The sequence below is a fragment of the Brakhagea slesvicensis genome (genome assembly GCF_052161625.1).
Lineage (GTDB): Bacteria > Planctomycetota > Planctomycetia > Pirellulales > Pirellulaceae > JBKCUI01.
Window position 1 is genome coordinate 4,981,363 of the sequence record NZ_CP197412.1, and the last position, 21,613, is coordinate 5,002,975.

The 21,613-nt window shown below is 54.4% G+C and carries 11 protein-coding genes; 5 read left to right on the top strand and 6 right to left on the bottom strand.

Annotated elements, in window-relative coordinates; translation table 11 throughout:
- Positions 1–50 precede the first annotated feature (50 nt).
- The 5 genes from SH467x_RS19045 to SH467x_RS19065 all read left to right on the top strand — a co-directional run bounded on the left by SH467x_RS19045 (position 51) and on the right by SH467x_RS19065 (position 8,659).
- Positions 51–1,049: a lysylphosphatidylglycerol synthase transmembrane domain-containing protein gene (locus SH467x_RS19045; RefSeq protein WP_482368675.1), complete on the top strand. Its 999-nt coding sequence runs from the start codon at positions 51–53 to the stop codon at positions 1,047–1,049.
- A gap of 255 nt (positions 1,050–1,304) precedes the next feature.
- The gene (locus tag SH467x_RS19050; RefSeq protein ID WP_482368676.1) at positions 1,305–2,420 is read left to right on the top strand and encodes an endonuclease/exonuclease/phosphatase family protein; all 1,116 of its coding nucleotides are present in this window, start codon (positions 1,305–1,307) and stop codon (positions 2,418–2,420) included.
- Positions 2,421–2,573: 153 nt separating this feature from the next.
- Entirely contained in the window at positions 2,574–4,046 is a 1,473-nt protein-coding gene (locus tag SH467x_RS19055; RefSeq protein WP_482368677.1) for a M20 metallopeptidase family protein, read from the top strand.
- A gap of 7 nt (positions 4,047–4,053) precedes the next feature.
- Positions 4,054–5,145, top strand: a complete 1,092-nt coding sequence (locus SH467x_RS19060) for a glycosyltransferase family 9 protein (RefSeq protein ID WP_482368678.1) — start codon at positions 4,054–4,056, stop codon at positions 5,143–5,145.
- A gap of 187 nt (positions 5,146–5,332) precedes the next feature.
- Positions 5,333–8,659 (top strand): C2 family cysteine protease, encoded by a 3,327-nt coding sequence (locus tag SH467x_RS19065; RefSeq protein ID WP_482368679.1) that lies wholly within the window; start codon positions 5,333–5,335, stop codon positions 8,657–8,659.
- Here the strand turns inward: SH467x_RS19065 and SH467x_RS19070 are convergent.
- The 6 genes from SH467x_RS19070 to SH467x_RS19095 all read right to left on the bottom strand — a co-directional run bounded on the left by SH467x_RS19070 (position 8,656) and on the right by SH467x_RS19095 (position 21,483).
- On the bottom strand, positions 8,656–12,690 hold the full coding sequence (locus tag SH467x_RS19070; RefSeq protein WP_482368680.1) for a PDZ domain-containing protein: 4,035 nt from the start codon (positions 12,688–12,690) through the stop codon (positions 8,656–8,658). The two genes, SH467x_RS19065 and SH467x_RS19070, sit on opposite strands and share 4 nt — an antisense overlap.
- 264 nt (positions 12,691–12,954) lie before the next feature.
- On the bottom strand, positions 12,955–14,208 hold the full coding sequence (locus tag SH467x_RS19075; RefSeq protein ID WP_482368681.1) for a tagaturonate epimerase family protein: 1,254 nt from the start codon (positions 14,206–14,208) through the stop codon (positions 12,955–12,957).
- A gap of 54 nt (positions 14,209–14,262) precedes the next feature.
- Positions 14,263–15,699, bottom strand: a complete 1,437-nt coding sequence (locus tag SH467x_RS19080) for a DUF1501 domain-containing protein (protein WP_482368682.1) — start codon at positions 15,697–15,699, stop codon at positions 14,263–14,265.
- Positions 15,700–15,744: 45 nt separating this feature from the next.
- Complete coding sequence (locus tag SH467x_RS19085; protein WP_482368683.1) at positions 15,745–18,987, bottom strand: DUF1553 domain-containing protein; 3,243 nt, start codon at positions 18,985–18,987, stop codon at positions 15,745–15,747.
- 240 nt (positions 18,988–19,227) lie between these two features.
- Positions 19,228–19,953, bottom strand: a complete 726-nt coding sequence (locus SH467x_RS19090; protein ID WP_482368684.1) for a ceramidase domain-containing protein — start codon at positions 19,951–19,953, stop codon at positions 19,228–19,230.
- Between the two features lie 57 nt (positions 19,954–20,010).
- Positions 20,011–21,483, bottom strand: a complete 1,473-nt coding sequence (locus SH467x_RS19095) for a radical SAM protein (protein ID WP_482368685.1) — start codon at positions 21,481–21,483, stop codon at positions 20,011–20,013.
- Between the last annotated feature and the right edge of the window lie 130 nt (positions 21,484–21,613).

The following is a 21,613-nucleotide window of genomic DNA, read 5'->3' on the forward strand; positions in this document are numbered from 1 at the left end:
TCTACCTCAACCCCTACTTCACTTCAGCTTTCGATCCATTTGGTGAAATCTTGCCGTCTTCTTCCAATCTTCCAACGGAGAGCACACCTTCCAAGAGCAAGCCGTCCGGGCAGCCTCGATGGAAGTGGATTCTTCAAGCTGTCATAATCCTTGTTGTCATCGCATTTCTCTATTGGACAATTCAGAGGGCGATTTACGAGATCAAGTCGCAGGAGGGGAGGATCTCTTGGAGCGACTTTGATTGGCGATGGATCGCTGCGTCGATCCCCGTGTACTGCCTAGGTCTCTTTCCTGGTGCGATCGCTTGGATTCAAACGCTTCGTTCCTTCGGGCAAGAGCTCCCTCGCGCCGCTACCCTTCATGCCTATTTCCTGGGGCATTTGGGCAAGTACGTTCCGGGGAAGGCGATGGTTCTCCTCCTCCGGGTCGGAAAGCTGCAGCCGTACGGTTTAGCGATTCGAGCTGGGATTGTCAGCGTCTTTGTTGAAACCCTGACCGGTGTTGCCACGGGAGCCATTCTCGGGGCCCTTCTCCTGTTGCTGTTAGACGTTCCTCTCTGGCTCAAGCTTTCCGCCGCGTGTTGTCTCCCTGTGGCATTTGCTGCGCTCACCCCGCACTTTTTCAAGTTAGGTATCGGGATTGTCGCCAAGAGCAAGATTGGGAAGATGCCGAAAACGATTCCTGCAGCGTTTACCGGATTGTTCATGATTCGGAACTCATTGTGGATGGTGCTCGGTTGGTTGATACAGGGGACCGCTGGATGGCTGGTACTTTTGGCGATGGGTCAGCAGCCGGAGCTCCAAAGTTTTCTAGGGTGGTCTGCAGTTGTAAGCGCCGTTTGTTTGGGCGCGGTGGCTGGTTTTGCGTCGATGCTACCGGGAGGTGCGGTGGTTCGCGAGGTAGTGATTACGTGGCTGCTTGCCCCGCTGGTGGGGCAGCCGGTCGCGTTGCTTGCGGCTGTGATCATTCGTCTCGCCAACCTTGCTGGCGAATGCCTGATCGTTTCCTTGCTAATGGCAGTCCCTTCCAAGAATCCAAAGCAATCGTAGCGTGCGTTGGTGGGATATTGGCCCGTTAGTGTTCTGAGAAGTGTTCCGAGAGTCGCTCATCCTGCGGTCGGTCGATTGATTGCTTTGCGCCATACGATCGATACGATTTGCTCAAACACATTTCTCGAAGCGTGACTCCACCGAACTTTTCGAGAAACGTCAATGCCGATCGGTTGGTAGGTCGAAGGACTCGATAGGAGTGTCGGTTCACGTCATTTGGCCGACTCGTATGGGAGCTTCCAACCGCAGTGCATCATGTTTCCAATTCGAAAGCGAACATTTGCTATCACGGCATTGGTCGGCGCATTGGTCTACGGATCCCAACATTACACTCTGACGGGCTGGCAGCACCTTCGAGTGAAAAAGGTCGGTGAAGAAAAACCGACACCGGAGGCAGTAGAGATTGGTTGGAGATCCTCCAATCCGCTGCCGCTAACTCCCAATACGTCGACGACCGACCGGGGTGCGCAAAACGTGTCGAGCGGAAGCGAAACGGAGGGCCGTGGAAGCTCCCCCTGGAGCGGATGGGGAACTCTCGTCTCGCGTAGCGGTCCGGCAGAACGCCCGCCATCGACAACTGCTTCCAGCAGCGAGCCACGGATTCGAATCGCGACTTTTAATTTGCACTCTTTTGGCGAGTCCAAGCTGCAAAAACTTCCTGTTGTCGAGACGCTCGCTCGCATCGTTCGGCAATTTGATGTGATCGCTTTGCAGCATATTCATTCTCGGCAAACCGACATTCTTCCTATGCTATTGGATCGCATCAATATGAGCGATCGTCGCTATGACTACTGCATTGGTCCTCGCGTGGGACCCGAGAATGCCGAGCAGCAATTCGCTTTTCTATTCGACACCGCGCGGATCGAGACCGATCGCGATCAGCTTTACACAGTGGACGATCCCCAAAACTTGATGGACTACGAGCCACTCGTGGGATGGTTTCGAACCAAGCGACTCCGACCCGAGGAGTCGTTTACTTTCTCGCTGGTCAATGTCCGCATCGATCCCGCGTCGACCGAACGAGAACGGGCCTTGCTTCCAGCCCTGGTTCGCAGCGTGCGGCAAGACGGGCGAGCCGAGGATGACGTGATTCTTCTGGGGGATTTTTCTAGTTCTTCCGCTCAGATTCAGGCCGTTCCGGGATTGGGGTTACATATGGCAATCGAAGAGATTGCCACGACGGTTTCGGGCGAATGGATGCTGGATAATATTTTGTTTCCTACTCGCTCGACCGACGAGTTCACCGGGCGCGCCGGTGTGATCGACTTTCTGCGCCAGCTCAATCTCTCGTACGATCAAGCCATGCAGGTCAGTTCCCACCTGCCTGTATGGGCTGAGTTCTCTGCTTTGGAAGGGGGCATGGCTCGCTAGCGTTCCCACGCCTGTTTCGAGTATCATTGCCCATGCGGGCCCCTTATTTTTGGGCTGGTCTTTTTGATAGGCCTCTTACCGCAACTTCCAAGACTCCATCGATTGGTTTCTCGCCTTCCAGTCGCATTCGCACACGCGAGCTCGTTCAGCACCATGTCGTACACCCCACCAGATCCCATGCTCGCGACCGATGCGGTCTCCCTTCTCCATGGTAAGCCAAGTCTATTCCTGCTCATCCGGAGCAAGATCGAATCGACCCTTCGAGCGACGCTTATGCTTTCGACGGGGTTGATGGCTTCATGGATGGTTATGAGCGGTACGCCCTCGGTCGTGGCACAGGAGGGACGAGCGGTAGGTGTCGTCGACGGCCCTCGTTGCAATTTGCCTTGGGTGGAAGAATGGCTCGCCAACAATATCCAAACCCTTGTCGCTGATTATTGGTGGTTGCACGAGAATCCAGAGATTTCGTTTGAAGAGGTCGAAACGGCGGCCTACATCGCGAAGGCTTGGCAGTCTGCTGGGATGGAAGTCACCCAAAATGTTGGTGGACATGGAGTCGTTGGCGTGCTGGCAAACGGTAGTGGCCCAACCATCATGCTTCGAACGGATCTCGACGCATTGCCGGTAACGGAAGCGACGGGACTTCCCCGCGCATCTACCAAAAAGATCGTCACCGCGACGGGGGTATCGACGGGTGTCATGCACGCTTGCGGTCATGACGTCCACATGACCAACTTGATCGGGATGGCGAGGCTTTTCGCCGCTCATCGCGAGCAATGGAAAGGGACACTCATCCTGATCGGCCAACCTGCGGAAGAGCGCGGAGGCGGGGCCGAAGCGATGTTAAAGGACGGATTGTTCACCCGGTTTCCTCGCCCTGATGCTGTCGTGGCGCTTCACTGCGAAGCATCTCCCGTGGAGCAGGTCGCTTTTCGAGCCGGTTACATGATGGCCAATGTCGATAGCGTGGATATACGCGTTCACGGTCGAGGGGGGCACGGTGCTGCGCCCCACACTGCCATCGACCCGATCGTTCAAGCGTCGGAATTAGTCGTTAGCCTTCAAACGATTGTGAGTCGAGAGCTCAAACCGTCAGAACCAGCGGTCATTACAGTTGGGTCGATCCATGCCGGGACCAAGCACAACATCATCAGCGATTATTGCGACCTTCAGCTCACTGTTCGAAGCTATTCCCCCGAGGTTCGAGAACAACTCATCGCTGCCATTCGACGCAAGGCTCAGGGGATTGCGATGGCCTATGGAGCTGCAGAGCCAACAGTAACCCTCTCGGATGGTACCCCTTCTCTCTTCAATCACGAAGCGTTGACACTTCAATTGAAGAACCGCGTATCTGCGTCGATCGGGCCTAACTATGTCCATGAGGCAGAGCAAGTCATGGGTGGCGAGGACTTTAGTCAGTACGGCATCGCGGGAGTTCCTGTGTGCATGTACCGATTGGGGGTGATCGATTCGGGGAGGCTTGCTGCCATGAAGAAACGGGGGCAGAACATGAGCCTTCATTCTCCCGAGTTTTATCCTGACATCGATCGAGCGTTGCCGATGGCTGTTCGCAGCATGGCGCTGTGTGCAATGGAGCTTTTTGCGTCGCCTTCTCAGAAGAAATAGTCAACGCATGGAACGGAATCCAACTCCTGAATTCAAGCTGCTGCATGGGAATCCGCCGCAACGCATTTTGATAGTCCGTCTATCCGCGATTGGGGACGTTGTTCTTGGAATTCCTGTCTTGTGTGCGTTGAGACGTGCATTTCCAAAAGCGGAGATTGGATGGATTGTACAAGGGCCCGGAGCGCAACTTCTCCGCGGGCACCCCGATCTAAATACTGTGATCACGATCCCGAAACTTTCATTTCGGACTCCTTCTAAATTTTTAGAGGCCACTGCGCTAGCCCGAACCTTCCAACCGGACCTCACGATCGACCTTCAAGGGTTGATGAAAAGTTCGCTTCTCGCTTATCTGTCGGGAGCGAAGGTTCGATTGGGATTTGCGTCGGGGGAGTACGATGGAAGAGAGTGTAGTTACTGGCTCAACAATCGCTTGGTTACTCCGACTAGCCGACATATGATTCATCGAGGCCTTGAGCTTTTGCAGCCGCTCGGTGTGGTCGACTCGCAAATCGAATTCCGGCTAGCGGAGGAAGAGGCAGATTCCCTGATGGCAAGGCGAGTCATCGAGGAGAGTTTCTCGGGTAGCCCGTTCGCGATGATTAATGTGGGAGCGGGCTGGCCGAGTAAGTTATGGCCTAACGATCGGTATGCTGCGGTTGCCAAGCATCTTTGGGATCGTTGGCATCTTCCGTCGCTGGTCATGTGGGGAGGCGAAACGGAGAAGCTACGCGCTTTGGAAATTCAGTCGCTCGCGCCGGAGGCTTGCAAGCTCGCACCCGCGACAAGTCTCACTGAACTCCGGAGTTTGCTCCGGCTCGCCTCGCTATTTGTTGGATCCGATACTGGTCCTATGCACTTGTCTGTCGCGGTCGACACACCCACGGTCGCTCTTATCGGCCCAATGCCCTTGGAACGAGTGAGGCCGTTGGGATCCAAGCACCGGGCTATCCAGAGCGGGCGTCTCACCAAGCGGCAGAAGTCAGAGCGGAAGACAAACATGCTCCCGATTCTATCCATCGATGTCCCGATGGTACGCGATGCTTGCGATTCTATCCTCGGCGAATTGCCACAATCCCTCGTGGCTCGGCCCGCACGGTAGCTGCGCTCTCTGGATGGGAGAGGGCGAATCGTTTTCTTTAACGCCTTTAACGACGGTAGGGTTCGTGCGGATTCGGTACTCGGATCTTTTAGGCCCTTTATTGGCTACACGATTCTTTGTGACCTAGCGTTCTGACGCTGTGCAAATCCTGTGTTTCCCGCACTGCGTTTCTTGCTAGGTCAAACCGATGTTCTTCCAATCTACCTCCTCGCATAAAAAAACTCGCAAGATCAAAACGACTCCACTGGGGTTAGAGCAGTTGGAATCACGACTTCTCAATGCAGTGGATGGGATGGAGGCTCAGTTGGCTGCCACCCTATCCCCAGATTCACTTGGTCAAACTCGTGTCGTTTCAAGTAGCAATCTTCGAAGTACAAACACAGCCCCGCGCGTCCAAACGGCACCCAGGCTTCAAACGGGTACCGAGGTCAAGGGGACTTCGGCGCGTCTGATTGTTCAAGGGGCGGATGATCAGGGTGAGTCGAAGCTTACTTACACCTGGTCGGTGCTCTCAGCGCCTGCAGGAGGGAACGCGACGTTCGACGTAAATGGTACAAACAAAGCCAAAGGTGTGACAACGACCTTTTCGCGCGCGGGACAATATCAGTTCCGCGTGTTGATTACCGATCAAGCGGGATTGACTACGCAATCGACTTTGCGGGTACAAGTCCTCCAGGTCGCTACCGCATTGCAGGCTTACTCGGTGCAAGGCACTTTACTGACGGATCCCATTCAGGTCACAACGACATCCCAAAATATTTCCATCCGCGCAACCGATCAATTTGGTCAGCCCATTAGCCGACTCGCAAATCTGAGTTGGTCTACGGTCAAACAACCTAGCATTGCCAAGTTCTCGGCCATGAATGGGAATCTAGGTACCAATCTTCAGTTCACCAACACGGGATCCTATTCCGTTAAAGTGGCGAGTGGAAATGCGAGCCTCGTTATCCAAGTCAACGTTGTTCCAACGCTGACATCCATCGGAATTCAAGACTCCAATAAGGTGTCTATCCGAAGTGCTTCGGCCATTTCACTGCCGAAGAGTCAGGCGCGCTTTCACGCTGTCGGACTGGACCAATTTGGAAACCCGCTAAAAGCCCAGCCTGGGATCGAATGGGCTTTTCCCTCCAAGCCAAATGGTTCTCAACCAACCGTTCAAACCACCGCAAATCGAGCGGATATGGAGTTTGATCGTGTAGGCTCGTATGTCGTACAAGCCTCTTCGGGGAATGTGAAGAATCAGATCGCTGTCTCGCTAGGAATGACTCTAAGTCGAATCGAACTGCTCGATGCGAGTGGTGACGTCTTGGCTCCAAAGGCTCAGACGGCTACATCCACGCGAACTAAGCAGTTTACGGTCCGCGGATTCGATCAATTCGGACAACCAGTCTTAGCGCTTCCGTCATTGACCTGGACAACCTTGAAAGCCCCCAATGGTGGACAAGCATCGGGTACGCTATCCCGAGTGACAGCGACGTTGTCGTTCACCGCCCCGGGGAACTATTCCTTGAAGGTAGCCGGTGGAACAGCCGTGACCGCATTCCAAGTGAATGTGGAGAGAACTTCGACAACACTGGAAGCGATCAACACATCGAAATCGTTGATCAATCCAAGAGTTCCGTTGACGACGAATGCAACCTCTGTCGCTCTTTCACTTCGAAGCGTCGATCAATTCGGCAAGGCTTTTGCGACGCCTCCGGATGCAACATGGAGTGTTGTCTCGGGACCAAATGGAAACAATACGCAATTCTCAACGGTCCGCAGCGTGACGACCATTGCCTTCGATCGAGCGGGCACCTATACCCTCCGGGCCACTGCTGGTAACAGCAGCCTGACATTCAGCGTTCAAGTCGCGCAGCGGGTTGCTTCACTCGATCTTTCACCCGGCTCGGCCTCGCTCGATGCGGGGGCAAGGCTTCAGTTTCGCGCTGCGGGACTAGACCAATTCGGCAATCCAATGACCAGCCTGGGCGCGATAAGTTGGTCGGCTACTGGCGGGTCAATTTCGAGCAGCGGACTATTTCAAGCCGGGGCGTTAGGAAACACATTCCAGGTGACGGCTCGCATTGGTCAACTTTCCGCTTCCAAGTCGGGGACGATCCTGGCGGCGGGGGCGCATTCGTCTTTGACAAATGGTGCGCTCCGCAACTTAGTGAGCTCATTGCATGCGGACAATTCGATATCGCGACTTGAGATGATTCAGATCCTTCGCAGTGTCGGGACCGATGGTGTGGTGGGATCAGACGAACTGACAGACCTCCGGTTGTTGGTGGCCAGCAACTCTGGGTTTTTGATGCCGGCTTATGTTCGAGAATTGGCCAGGGACGTGGTCCAAAGCAATCCCGCCAACTCGAAGTTCCGTGGCCAAACTGCTGGGAATTTGTCGGCAGGAAGCTCGGCCACTCATCTGAACAACCTGATCGATAAATGGTTTTTAGGCGCGGATCTCCCGGTGATCTCCGGAAGTGGAATCTCGTATCAAACGGCTAACGGAGTCCTGTTTTCCGGGGCTCCTTCGCGCGCCGAGGCGCTCCAAGGATATCTCGGCGATTGCTACTTCATCGCCTCCGTAACCTCGATTGCCGATCAAACGCCAGCCGCCATTCAGAACATGTTTCTCGACAATGGGGATGGCACGTTTACGGTTCGCTTCTTCGGTTCAACATCAGCCGATTACATCACGGTAAACAGACAGTTACCCGCTCTATCAAACGGAATCCTCGCCTACGCGGGGCTTGGGCGTTCGGTAAGCAGTGCTACGACCTCCCTTTGGGTGGCGCTGGCGGAAAAGGCTTATGCGCAATGGAACGAAACGGGTCAGAGCGGTCGAGATGGGACCAACACCTACGCAGGCATCGAAGGCGGGTGGATGTCCAACGTCAACAGGCAAGTGTTGGGATATGCGTCGAGCAACTACTCGGTTGCGACGTCCAGTGCCGCGCTTCTAGCAAGCCAACTGGGAGGGGGACGCGCTGTGACCATCGGCACGAAATCGAGCGTATCGAATGGACTGGTTGGTTCACACGCATACATCGTCACTGGCTATAACGCCGGGACCGGTACGTTTGATCTATTCAACCCTTGGGGCACAACTCATCCCTCGCCATTGACTTGGAGTCAGCTTCAAGCCAATTGCGATTTCTATGCGGTCACTGATTCCTCCGGTACGTCCGGAATCAGCACGCTCAGCGTCCGAAGTTCTCTTTCAGAGACAGCCATTGGGAATTGGACCACGGTAGTCGTGACACCGGTGGACTTCCATTTATCAGAAAGGGCGAGTGAGGAGAAGACTGCGTCAACGGACTCGCCGGAGCGAGATGAGTGCAGCGACTTGTTCGGGCTATTTAGCTGGGTGACGCCGGACCAAAGTGTTGAAGAACCCTTTGATCCAGCATCCAGTCCAGCCCATAGCGAATCGTTCGAAGAAGAATCGCTACAGCGTCATTCATTCCAAATCGATAACGATCTCGTTTTCACTTTGGATCACATCGAAGATTTACTTGGATCGATCTAGTCGTGGATTCGTTCTCTCAATCCAGATTGGACGCCCTCGTTCTCTTCTTCTTCTTCCTCTTCCGTAGAAACTTCGTCACCGAGCCAAACATCGTATTCGGCTTCGGTCCCGAGCAGGTCGTTCAAGGCGGCGACATTGGGATCCGAAACCAATCGCAGTTCATGCGACAGTTCTTTTCCATCGACGGTCAACGTGACTTTGTAGGTTCCTGAAGGTGCTGCTGTAGCACGTCCACCGCCACCTCCTCCGCCCGCACCCCGTCGCGTTCCCGATTCACCTCGACCGCCAGCGCCCGCTTCGCCGCGGCCTGATTCGCCACGGGGTCGTGCTGGAGGGGAAGAGATCAGATCCCAAACGACGCGATGCAATCCGGGTTCAACAGGCCCACGGATCTCGCGAATCGTTTGTCCCTCTGCATTGGCGACGCGCACAACGGCTTCCTTTGCCTTCTTGGAAATGGAGTAGTAGAGGATCGCACCACTGGGGGGATTCTCTCCTGCGTAGGAGCGATTCGTTCCGCCACGTGAAGGTTCTCGTCGCCATCGGATCGCCGTCAGAGGCTTGTACAAGTGGGCCGCAGCATTCGTTTGTTGAGCCGCAAATTGGTTCAACGGGGTAATGTCCGCGATCCAAAGGCTCCTGCCGTGAGTGGCTGCGACGACTTCACCATTGTTGGGATGGAATGCGAAGTCGAACACGGGGACGGTCGGAAGATTGGTATTGAGCGAATTCCAAGTTCCGCCGCGGTCTGCAGAGGCGAAGACATGGAATTCGGTTCCCACCAACAAAACGTTCTCATTGAAAGGGGATTCGCGCAAGCATCGCGTGGAGCCCCAGGGGAGATTGGAACGGATCGATTTCCAGGTTGCACCGAAGTCTTCCGAAACAAACGCATAAGCTTCATCGTCGTTGGACCGGTGGCCGTCGAGCGAAACGTAAACACGCCCCGGCGCGAATCGAGAAGCTTCCACCGTTGCAACCCAGCGAGGTGCCGGGAGATTCAAACCTTTCCCGATTTCACTCCAGGATTTGCCACCATCCTTGGTTACCCAAAGCGCACCATCGTCGGTACCGACGTAAAGAACGTTGGAATCCAGTGGCGACTCGGAAAGCGCCGTCGCAGAGCCTCGTTTCGTCAAAGTGATTTCGGGAGAGATCTTCTCCAGATTGGCTCCGCGGTCCATGGATCGGAAGACGTAATTGCCTGCCGCATAAAACACTCTGGAATTGGCACTCGAAAGAATGAACGGTGTGTTCCAGTTGAATCGATAGGCTGGTTGACCCTCGATGCTGCGAGGACGGATCGAAGCACGTTCGCCCGTCTTCATATTCCTTCGTCCCATCGCCCCGTTTTGACTGGTCCAGTAGACAAGGTCGGGATCGTTGGGGTCCACGCGGCACATAAATCCGTCCCCACCTCCGACCGAAACCCAGTCTTCGTTGACGGGCCCTCGTCCGGAAAGCGAGAGTGCCGGGCCACCCCAAGTACCATTGTCCTGCAATCCTCCGTACAAGTAGTACGGATACTTGGGTGAAATCGCGACATGGTAGAACTGGCCGATCGGCAGGGTGTTCAAGTGATCCCAGTTGCGGCCTTGATCATACGTTACGTACACACCACCATCGACACCGATGATCATGTGATTTCCATCTTTGGGATCGACCCAAAGCGAATGTCCATCGGCATGGACAGAGCGCCCCAAGCTTTCGTCAAAGGTAACTCCACCATCCACCGATTTGAACTGAGAAACACCCAATAGATAGATCTTTTGATCGTCGTTTGGGTCGACGCGAATGACACTGAAGTACATGGGGCGTGAATGGACGCTGTTGAGCCGGGTCCACGTTTCGCCACCATCGGTGGATTTGTATACACCACCGTATTCGAAGCCTTTCGCTCCCTGTTGGTCTTGCACATTCGCGGCTTGCCCGCCGAGCGATGCCGTGTAAGGTCGGACCGGAGCGGGTCTCTCGGCGGCGACGACTTCGAATTCCTTTATCTCCGTCGCTCGTGCGACTTCAAAAGTGAGCTTATCTCCTACGTTCAACTCGGCGAGCATGGTGGTCAGATCGCGGTAGGTACCGATGCTCTTCTTATTGACCCCCTTCACCACGTCCCCTTTCATGAGGCCTGCCTTCTCAGCGGGACCATCGGCCGTGATTTCCGTTAGGAGCGCGCCACCTTTTTCCGCATTGGTGCCTTGGAATCCGACGTATGTCCGCGCCGGTGCAGCGGGTTGTTGCGAACCGGGTGGGGTTGGGCGGTTTTCCAAGGTCATTTCAAGTTCTTTGGTCTCGTCGTCGCGAAGAAACTTCACTTTGACTTTGTCACCAGCTTTCTTCGACGTGACGGCGCTGACAACCTCGGTCCATGCTTTCGCTGGTTGTCCATCGAATTCGACGAGGATATCGTCGACCTGAAGCGACGCTTTTCCAGCGGGGCTCTCCGGATTGACTTGAGTCATTTTTACGCCTTGATCGACGTCTTCCCCGATTCCTCCGAACCAAACTCCTTGTTGAGGTGTCGCTCCGGCTCGCCCGCCCCTGCTGGTCAGTTTGAATTCGAGCGTCTTCTTTTCGTCCCCTCGCTGAACGGTCAGAGAAACGGTATCCCCACCTTTTTTCTTTCGAAGCGAATCGAGTATTTCATCAAAGGACTTTAGTTCTTGCTCGCCCATTGCCACGACAACATCGCCGGTCATTAAACCGCCCGATTGAGCCGGACTTTTGGGATAGACCTGCGTTATGACAATCTTGCCATCGACATCGGCACCCACGGCACCCCAGTTCACGTTCAAGGGTTGTGGTCCCTTTCCGGTGTTCTCACTGTCCACAATGGCGAAGATGATGTTGGGGTCTTTCCGATACCAGTCGATTCCGATCCTGCCAAGCTGGCCAGTGGGAAGACCGTTCGTTAGTTTCTTCCAGTTTTTGCCCGCATCTGTGGTCTTATAAATACCGCTTGCAGGTCCCCATTTGCGAATGGGGTCGTATCCATCGTAGCCCTCGGGGATCGGAACTTCGTTCCCGGGCCAACTGTCAAAGCCGTCGCGCAGACGTTCCCAAGCCGTCACGATCAGTGTATTGGGATCGGTGGGATGCATCTGCATTTCCATGATTCCGGTCCGATCGTCTAGGTAGAAGCAGCGTTCCCAAGTTTCGCCGCCATCGGTTGTCTTGTAGACACCTCGTTCTTCATTGGAGCCGTAAAGCCGTCCCAACGCTCCGACATAAACGGTGTTTGGGTCGGTGGGGTGAACGACGATTTCCCCGATTTGAAATGTCTTTTTGAGCCCCATGTTCTTCCACGTCTTGCCGCCGTCTGTCGACTTGTAGACGCCATCTCCATAAGAGACCGAATTGCGTGGGTTGTTCTCGCCAGTTCCCACCCAAACGACGTCCGGGTTGCTCTTGGAAACTGCGACGGCTCCAATCGAAACGGTCGCCTCCTTATCGAACTGCATTTCAAAGGAGATGCCGTTGTTGGTTGTCTTCAGCAGCCCCCCGGATGCGGTCGCAGCCCACCATGTGGAAGGAGAGTTTTCGTTGACGGCGAGATCCACAATTCGGCCACCCATATTGGCAGGCCCAACGTTCCGCCATCGAATTCCTTTGAGCCATTCCTTGGAAAGAACTCCATCCCATTCCTTTTTCTCGTCTGCGGGCGCCTCTTTGGCGGGCGACTCTTTGGAAGCTGGCTCGGTCGAGGGCTTGTCGACATTCGCAGGTGCGGATGGTTTTGCTGACTCCTTTTGCATCCCCTGGAGGGATTTGGAGATTTCAAGGAGTTGTTTTTCAATGCGATCGAGTCGCGAGTCGGGGCCTTCCGAAGGGCGACCTTGTCCACGTGAAAGTCGTTCTCTAGCAGGAGGCTGCTCAGCAGCGGGTTTCGCATCCGGTTTATCTGCTGTCTCGGCCTGGGGCGTCGCTGGTGCCTCCTGGGCCATGGCATGGAGGTCGCCTGGAATGAATCCGCCACCTACCGCGAGGATCGACAAAACGAAAAGCAGTCTGTTAACACGCCAACGCATACGAAAGAGTCCTGTAAATCATGAAAGAAAACTGCATTGGAGAGAATCGTTGCATTCTCATTGCCCGTACTGCGAGGTTCAAGGATGGAATCGCAGAATATTCCCCAATCCAGCCAAGAGATTGGACCGCTGGAAGAGTTGATTTTTTCGCGTAACCCGCAGACAGCGGGGGCCCCACCCCCTTTTCGTAGAAAGGGTGGTAGGTGGATCGTCCGAGAGGGGGTGTTCGCCGATTCGTCCCAACGGGGTGGATAATGGGTACCGCTACGAGCCGACAAAAATCGGTCGAAGGTGCCGCTCCCAAAGGTTCGTTGTGACTTGCTCCGCCACGACCGATTCGTTTGCCACCAAAAGACTGGTGTATCGAGTTCCCGCTTTGGCAGCTAGTTTGAACGAAACGTGGAGCAGCTGCCTCATGTCCGCGCAAAATCGAGGATGGGAAGGTATGTGCCGGATGGCTTGCGCAAACTCCGCTCCCGACCAAGTCCGAACGACGTGAGGCGACGGCAACCGAACGGCTTGAATGTCGATAACACTCGCGTAGGGAGCGCAAAGTTCATCGACATGTTCGTAAGCATAGGAATACATTTCGTTTGCCAATGCGAGCCCGTCGCCACCTGCCTCCGCTAATCCAATGACTTCTTCCAGCCACGTTGTCCCTGCGGTTTTCACGTGAATCCCTGCACCTGTTTCTTTCAGGCACCTGTGAATAATAGGATAGAGGCTGAATTTATCGCTCCCGCTGTGGACGCTCAGCTTCAAATTCGAAGGGAGTCCATAGCCCTTGGAACAATGTGCCAATACCGCGATGTCATCCCGAAACTCTCTCTCAAACTGGCTCAAATCCCCTACGTAGTCAACTCCCTTGTTGAATCGCCCCGTGAACTTTGGTGCAATGGTTTGCAATGGGAGTTTTTTGTCAGCTAGCGCCGCGAGGATGACGAGCAGTTCGGGTGGCGTTTGTGGCGAATCGGTTTCATCCATGGAAACTTCAGCAATCAAGCCGTTGGTTCCCTTTTTTGAGGCGATGTGCTGATAGATTTGGGCCGCTTGCTTGACTGCCAAGAGATATTTGGCGGCGACGCCTCGCACAAAGTCCTTGCTTAGCTCGAGCGGCTCGTGGATTCCATCGACGCAAACCGCAGAATGCAATTCTGGGTGTCGGTCAACGAATTGTTCGATCTCGCCTGCTGGTGCTGGCTTTCCGATAGAGTCCGCAACGTCGATGGTAAAGAAATCGGAGCAATTGAGGAATCGATCCACTGTAGCTAATTGGATGTGATCGGCATCGACATGCCAGGGGTGCTTCCATCCCAAAGCATTCACCGCAGCTTGGGCTGCTGCAAGCACGCTGGCTGGTTCGGAACCAACAAAGTTGTGCTCGCGATTGGACTTGTTCCATACCGGCGCCACCACATACCCGGCCTTTTCTAGTTTTTGGAATGCAGCCAACTGGGCCTTGGCTTGGTGAGCAAATCGATCGCCGATACCGAATGAATACTGAGAGAGGGTTTGCATTGGGACTTTGGACTAGAGTTGGATAAGGGATCGAGTCATTCGATCTACGGAACTTTATGCCAAGATACCTTGTACGATATGACCATGGACATCCGTTAGACGAAAATCTCGCCCCGAATAGCGGTAGGTTAGCTTTTCATGATCGATGCCCATCAGATGGAGAATGGTGGCATGAAGGTCATGCACGTGGACCTTGTTTTCAACAGCGGCAAAACCGAACTCGTCGGTCGCGCCATAAACCATGCCCCCTTTCACACCACCTCCCGCGAGCCACACCGAAAAGCCATGGTTATTGTGGTCGCGTCCTTTGGCTCCTTCTGAGACAGGAGTGCGGCCAAACTCTCCCCCCCAAAGAATAAGCGTGTCTTCAAACAATCCCCTCGCCTTCAAATCTTTGATCAAGGCTGCGATGGGTTGATCGACCGCTTTTGCTTTTTGAGCATGGTCGGCAATGTTTTCATGATCATCCCATGGTTGTCCGTTCCCGTAGAAGACCTGAACCATCCTCACTCCCCTTTCGACGAGACGGCGCGCGGCCAAGCATCCATCGGCGAATTCCCCTTTACCGTATGCGTCTCGTGTCGCTTGCGTTTCCTGACTCAGATCGAAGACGTCCTGGGCTTCGGTCTGCATTCGAAACGCCATTTCCAACGATTGAATCCTGGCTTCGAGCGGATTGTCGTTGCCGCCTCGTTGTTCTAGGTGTATTTGATTAAGCTGGTTGAGCAAGTCGAGTTGCTCCCGTTGCATCGCCGGAGAAATCGAAGCGTTCTTGATATCGCGAATCACGCTTTCAGGGTCCAGTTTCGAATTGTTGATCTGCGCTCCTTGGTAAATCCCCGGTAGAAATCGGTTTCCCCACAGAGCAGGACCGACGACCGGTTTCCCTGGACAGAGAACTACGAATCCTGGAAGGTTTTCGTTTTCGGTGCCCAGTCCATACAGCAACCACGATCCCATTGATGGTCTAGTGGGTTGCGTTTCCCCACTGGTCATCATCAAGAGCGATGGTTCGTGATTGGGAATATTGGTGTGCATGGAACGGATCACGCACAAGTCGTCAGCGCAGGTGCTCAAGTGGGGAAAGATTTCGCTGATTTCTAATCCTGATTCGCCATGGCGGCCAAAACGAAACGGTGACTTCATCAGTCCTCCCGTCTTCCGCTCTGTTTTGAGATTCGATCCCGGTGGACGTTGTCCATCGTATTTCTCGAGAGCGGGCTTTGGATCAAATGTGTCGACCTGCGAAGGTCCACCGTTCATGAACAGATGGATGATCCGTTTCGCGCGAGGGCGAAACATAGGAGGTTTCGGGGCGAGAGGGTTTTGGGACGATGCAATGCCTGGAGACTCTTGTCCTAAAAGATTCTGCTTTTCTAAGACCGCTGCCAAACCGAAAGCACCAAGCCCCGTTCCGAGTCTTTGAAGCAAGTCGCGACGGGAAGGGGTGAACGAGGAGTCGGAGTTTAACTGCGAGTGAAGGATTCTCATGGCGAGCTTTCCGGGTGGGATCTGTCGAGGGATGCGCTGTCGGGGCTAATCTAAATACATAAACTCATTGCTGGCCAGGAGCGCTTGCGCGTAACGCTCCCATCGACTGAGTTTGTTATTCGAAAGGGTGTCGTCGCTATCTTCTACTTGCATATAACGAACGCCCAGCTGCAGTTCGAGATCGAGAACTTCGCGGCCGAATGCAACCAAATAGGCGCGGCGTATTTGGTTTTCCAGGCTTTCACCTCCTTCTCTCTGAATCCTCGCTGCAAAGGCTTTGGACTGCTCGAGCATAAATGGGCTGTTGAGAACGAAGAGTTGCTGCTGGGGCACGGTAGTCTCGGCTCGCGTTGAGGCTGTAATATTCGCATCCGGGAAATCGAAAAGACGCAGCATGTTGTCGAGCTCATGGCGACTGATGAATCCGTAGATCGTACGCCGATTGTTTCCCGCCTCTGCAAGGTTCGTCGAAGGACCCTCCAGGCTGCGATCGAGTCGACCGGAGGTCGCTAGCAGTGCATCGCGCCACGCCTCCACGTCCAATCGACGTCGGTTCATTCTCCAGAGATAGCGATTGTCTGCGTCCTTTTGTAGATTCGCGTCCTGGGAATCGGTACTGAGCTGGTAGGTGGCGGTGAGCATGATCTCGCGATGCAGTGCTTTGAGCGACCAACCCTGGTCGAGAAATCGAAGAGTCAAATAGTCTAAGAGTTGAGGGTGCGAGGGTGGCTCTCCAAGCTTCCCAAAGTTATCGGGAGTTGCGACGAGCCCTCTCCCGAAATGGTGCTGCCAAACCCGGTTCACGATAACTCTCGCTGTGAGCGGGTTTTCGGGAGACGCGATCGCTCGAGCCAATTCCAGACGGCCGCTTCCCTCGGTGAAGGGGGGCGGGGAGTCATGGCTCAAGATTCTAAGAAACCTGCGGGGTGCGACTTCCCCCTGATTGGCGGGATTTCCGCGAATCATGACCTTCAAGTCCGATGGTTTGGCTTCTGCAATCACGTGTGCGATGGGATACTTTGCCGGGGATTCTCGTCGCAGCTTTTCTACTTCATCTCGCTTTGCAGCGAGGGATTCTCGCAACTCGGGGGAAAGCATCTTTTCGATAGATGGCAGTTCCATGGCAAATACCCCTTTCTCGCCAAATATCTCAGCGAGGAGGTCCGGTTGCCCCGTGCTGAGGTCCGTCGGGGGCTCTGTATACACTCGGAATTGTACCGCCGCATTCTCACCGCATCCGCCCGACTGGTCGCTTCCGCTGTTGTCCAGTCCAGCTGTCGCGTGAAAGCGAAGGGCACCCTCCGGCAAGGCATACGTGATCACCGAAGTCGAGTGCGTCCCGATACCTTTTTCGTAAGTCCGCCCAGCGACCCGAAGGGGCTGACCGCTGACACTTTTACCGATGGTCACATTGCCGTACGAGGCGGAGACGGATTGCCATTTCCAATCGGTGAGACTGACTTCTCCTGAAGCGGTGATCAGCCGTGGTTCGAGCCAATTGGCGTGATCGCAACTCGGGCCATTTCCGCCATCAGTGACAACCAAAACCAATTCCTTGGCTCCGGATAAATCCACGTCGATGGAAACCGATGGGTTTGCTTTGGTTACCAAGGGGCTGGTGTATCGCGCATTGCCGATTGGTGTTTGCGCGGCAAGCTCCCTTTGCTCCTCGGCTGTCGACAATCCATCGCGCTGTCGAATCAATAATTGCAGGTGCCTTTGGAACCGGGCCGCCGCATCCGAAACCATGGCTTCCGAACCAGCGGCTTCCCCTGTGGTTGGACGCGTTGCGTCAAACCAAGGCTTTAACGATTGCAGCGGAGAATCGGATTTCGACTTCATGAAGTCCATCCACTTTTTGAGGGTTGACTCCTCGAGATTGTTCGATTTCGCGAAGGCTGCGATCTTTAAATTCGCATCTTGGGACTTCTCCCTCCGATAGGCTCGTGTTGCCATCATATAGCGCGAGACCTCGTCGATTCGTGCTTCGCGAATTTTGGGGCCTTCTCTCGCAATTGTCTGATTGATTTCCTCTTCCCGTTTCTTGATCTCCCGCTGTGTCGCGTCGTAGCGTTTCACCTCGTCCTCTGGCGCCAGGGGAGCGTTATGAAGTCGAGAGCTGTGGAAGACGCCGGCTAAGGAGTAGTAATCCTGGGTGGGAATGGGATCGAACTTGTGGTCATGACAGCGGGCGCAGGAGACGGTTAATCCTAGGAAGCCGCGAGTCAAAGTGTCGATGCGATCATCGAGCTCATCGGCGGTCGCTTTCGCTGCATCGGTATTCTTGTAGTACTGAGCTCCTAATCCGAAGTAGCCAAGTGCCGCAATATGTTTCAGCCGTTCGTCTTCCTCGAGATCCATGACATCCGCTGCGATCTGAAGCTGAACAAATCGATGGAAGGGCATATCGGCATTGAAGGCTGCGATCACCCAGTCGCGATAACGATAACCATTCGTGTTCGGTTGCACACTAAACGTATGCGCTTGATCCTCCGAATAACGCGCGACATCGAGCCAATAACGCCCCCAACGCTCGCCATAGGCCGGAGAATCGAGCAATCGATCGACGACTTTCGAGAAACTGTTCGAGGATGCGTCCGATACGAAGGCCTCCACCTCATCGGGGCTTGGGGGGAGACCGGTTAGATCAAATGTGGCTCGTCGGATAAGCTCTCGTTTCCCAGCTTTGCGAACAGGGGATAGACCGTGGGCTTCCATGCTGGCAAGTGTAAATTGATCGATCGTCGACTCTGCCCAGTCCGAGCGTTGCGGAGTCGGAACCGGGGGATGTTGAGGAGGTACGAAGGACCAAAATTTTCTAGCCTCTTCGAAGTCAATTTCTTTTTTGATAGGGGCTGGTGCACCGACGCGAGGGTCGATCGCACCTTTTGCCACCCAGCTTTCCAAGTCGGCGATCACCTCGTTCGGCAGCTTTCCGCGAGGCGGCATTTCGCTCGATTCGTATCGGATGGCTTGAATGATCAAGCTCTTGTCAACTTCATGCGGGACGAGTGCGGGGCCAGAATCGCCTCCCATCAATAGGCCTTCGGCAGTATCGAGCAACAAGCCACCTTGTACCGTCTTGGCTTCGGCGGAATGGCATTCGTAACAATGCTCGACGAGAACAGGTCGGACCTTCTTTTCGAAGAACTCCAGCTCGGCTGCTTTTTCTCCCTCTGCAACTCCCTCTTGTGCAAAACCTGGTATGGAAACAACGATCACCAAACCTATTGCGATGGGCCCTAGTGCGATTGGGATGCGTCGAACGCAACTCAAAAGTGGATGCATGGAAGCGGTTCTCAGGAAGGGTGGCCTGGCAGGGCCGAGATGGTAGGCACGGGGGATGGGAGGGACCGCTATTGTATCCCAAGGGCGAGCGTAATTCTACTTCACGTTGACGGCTCGCTATTTCCAAGACTGCCGGCTCACCCGCTCAAGTCGTCTGTTCTCGAGATGGAGCGATGCCCAATTTGTTGCGTGCCCTGCGGAGGATCGCACTTCGGTTGAACGCACTGCGGTTGAACGGATTCAGCCCTGCAGGCCGCTTTCCTGCTGAGAAGTGGCTAAGACCCACGACCTCAACGCGGTGTAGACCACGATTCCATTCAAGAGATGCCATAGGAAGTGCGTACCGATCGCCCACGGTACATCCCAGTCGACGGACCGTGCTGCGATGGCCAAGGTGAAGAACAACGCGGAGAGCGCAAGCAGACCGCGTTCGACAGGACTTTTCCGAGCCCATATCAAACTGTAGACCAGCATGGCCGCCCAAGACGGAATGTAGAACAGCGAACCGTTCAGAGGAGTCTTCATCGGCATCAAGACATAGGACGCTCCCACAACGCCTACCACGATTAGCGCTGCCGGCCAGCCAGGAATCGAAAGCAGTTTTCGGGAGATCAACCACAAGTAAAGGATTTGGAACAGGGTGATGGGAATGATGTCGAGCCACATGGTCGCAAGTGTTGGGACCGTGTGAAAAAGAAAGCTCCCACAACCAATTGTTGCTGCCAAAAGAATTAACGCGAGCGATGTCGGATTCAGACTCCTCTTGCGCGTTGCGAAATCCAATCCTAATGCTGCCGCGATGAGGAACGAAGCGTTGCTAATCGCGTTAAAAGGTTCGGCCCAAAAAGCAGGATCACCTCCTCGCTCGCGGTACATCTGGAGCATGAACTGACCCAATGGAAATAGAGATTGCATAGCTGGATAGTAGAAACGTGTGTGGCAGGGAAGCGAAGGTAGGGAACGCATGGGAAAGCGTTCGCAGTTGAGGATTCTCGGCTGCAGAGCGCCCTCCTTTTTTCGCACTCACATGTGCCCTCCACTGTTGTTGTTGATACCAGAATTCCATGGCAGTTCGCTACGTCCCTCCCATCGAACTTCCGCCATCAACGCGGCGACAGAATCCGAATAGAACATTCCCTTCGGGCTGAGCACGTACTCGAAGTGATGCTCATGTAGCAATTCCGCCTCTTTCAACAATTCCAGTCTCGCAGTGTAGGAATCGCATGCCATGGACTCGCGCAGCATGCGGACCGTGTCCCTGTCCAATCGAAGCGACGCCAGACGCCGTGTGATCTGGAGTACCTCCCAATCGATTCGATCGTATGGATGGTAGCGATTCCAAACAGGTTCTCCCGAGCGGACCGCTTGCATGTACTGCGACGAGCTTTCCGGGTTCATGGTCTTCAACGCGAATTGACCATCGTCTGTGGCTGAAAACGAAATACCAGACGGTCCAAACCCCAGGACTTGGCATCGGCTCGATTCGTAGCTGATCGGCTCGTAACAATACCGGCGAGGGTCGTTTGCAAATTCATGACGTTCAAAGTTAGTAAGGGATGTTTGGACAAAGCCGCTCTCTAGCAGCATGTCTCTCAGCACGCTCCAGTTGTGTTCTGCTTCATGGTTACTTGGAAGAGCGGAAGTCAACGAGGGGTCACGCGACCAAACAGTCCCCAAACCAGCAAACATTACGAGATGATAGAGGCAGATTTGATCAAGCCCAATGTCGATCGCCTCCCGCACATCTGTCTTCATCTCTTCCAGGGATTGAGCAGGAAGATTGCAAAGCAAATCACCGCTAGCGGTCATCCCACGTTCATGCGCCGCGTCCACTGCCGATGCGAAGGTGGTTGGACGACCAAAACCCAACCGCCCCATCCGCTGTAGTTGATTTTCGGAGAATGTTTGAATCCCCATGCTGATTCGAAAATGACGAGCAGGAATCTCTTCGGTCATCACATCGAGGAGAAGAGGCTTGCCCATAACGAAGTTGCGTGGTACCCCTTCCAGGGAAACCTCGGCTCGCGTGAGATCAAACGCTTCAACAAGACGGCGCGCTACGCGACGAAAAGAATCGGGAGGGGTAAGGTTGGCTGTCCCACCACCAAAATAGAGGCCATCGACAGGCGCTTTGTAAAAGCTGGATGCAGAAATTATCCGTTGTTCGATCTCAAGCTCGACAGAGGCGGAGACGGCCGATGCTTTGGCGGAACTATAGGCTTCATGGGGGAAGGTACAAAAGCCGCATCCGCTGATCTTCGGATTGCAAAAGGGATGCGGTAAAACTCCCACCAGTAATTGGTGTGCGGGATTTCGAGTCACAGCAAACAATGGATCGCTCTTGGCTGCACACTCCCGTACCGCCGCGTTAGCAAATGGCATCGCGGCTGCAAGAGGATATCCATGGAGCAAACGATGACGCTGCGGACGAGACATGAATTTTGCCAAACGGGCTCGAAGCAAACTGGATCGGTGAAGGGTATCGACGGACATCATGGACTCTCTATGGAATGCGTTCCTGGAAGAATGCGAAGCAAGGAAAACCCCTCCTTGCACGGTGTTTCCTAAGCTCCTAAAGGCGAATCTCGTGCCAAGATCCCGGGATAGTTCGAAAGTCCATGGGGGC

Bases quoted from the DNA above. Each gene is read 5' to 3' on its own strand.
- SH467x_RS19050 (WP_482368676.1), top strand. From the start codon at position 1,305: ATGTTTCCAATTCGAAAGCGAACATTTGCTATCACGGCATTGGTCGGC.
- SH467x_RS19055 (WP_482368677.1), top strand. From the start codon at position 2,574: ATGTCGTACACCCCACCAGATCCCATGCTCGCGACCGATGCGGTCTCC.
- SH467x_RS19060 (WP_482368678.1), top strand. From the start codon at position 4,054: ATGGAACGGAATCCAACTCCTGAATTCAAGCTGCTGCATGGGAATCCG.
- SH467x_RS19065 (WP_482368679.1), top strand. From the start codon at position 5,333: ATGTTCTTCCAATCTACCTCCTCGCATAAAAAAACTCGCAAGATCAAA.
- SH467x_RS19070 (WP_482368680.1), bottom strand. From the start codon at position 12,690: ATGCGTTGGCGTGTTAACAGACTGCTTTTCGTTTTGTCGATCCTCGCG.
- SH467x_RS19075 (WP_482368681.1), bottom strand. From the start codon at position 14,208: ATGCAAACCCTCTCTCAGTATTCATTCGGTATCGGCGATCGATTTGCT.
- SH467x_RS19080 (WP_482368682.1), bottom strand. From the start codon at position 15,699: ATGAGAATCCTTCACTCGCAGTTAAACTCCGACTCCTCGTTCACCCCT.
- SH467x_RS19085 (WP_482368683.1), bottom strand. From the start codon at position 18,987: ATGCATCCACTTTTGAGTTGCGTTCGACGCATCCCAATCGCACTAGGG.
- SH467x_RS19090 (WP_482368684.1), bottom strand. From the start codon at position 19,953: ATGCGTTCCCTACCTTCGCTTCCCTGCCACACACGTTTCTACTATCCA.
- SH467x_RS19095 (WP_482368685.1), bottom strand. From the start codon at position 21,483: ATGATGTCCGTCGATACCCTTCACCGATCCAGTTTGCTTCGAGCCCGT.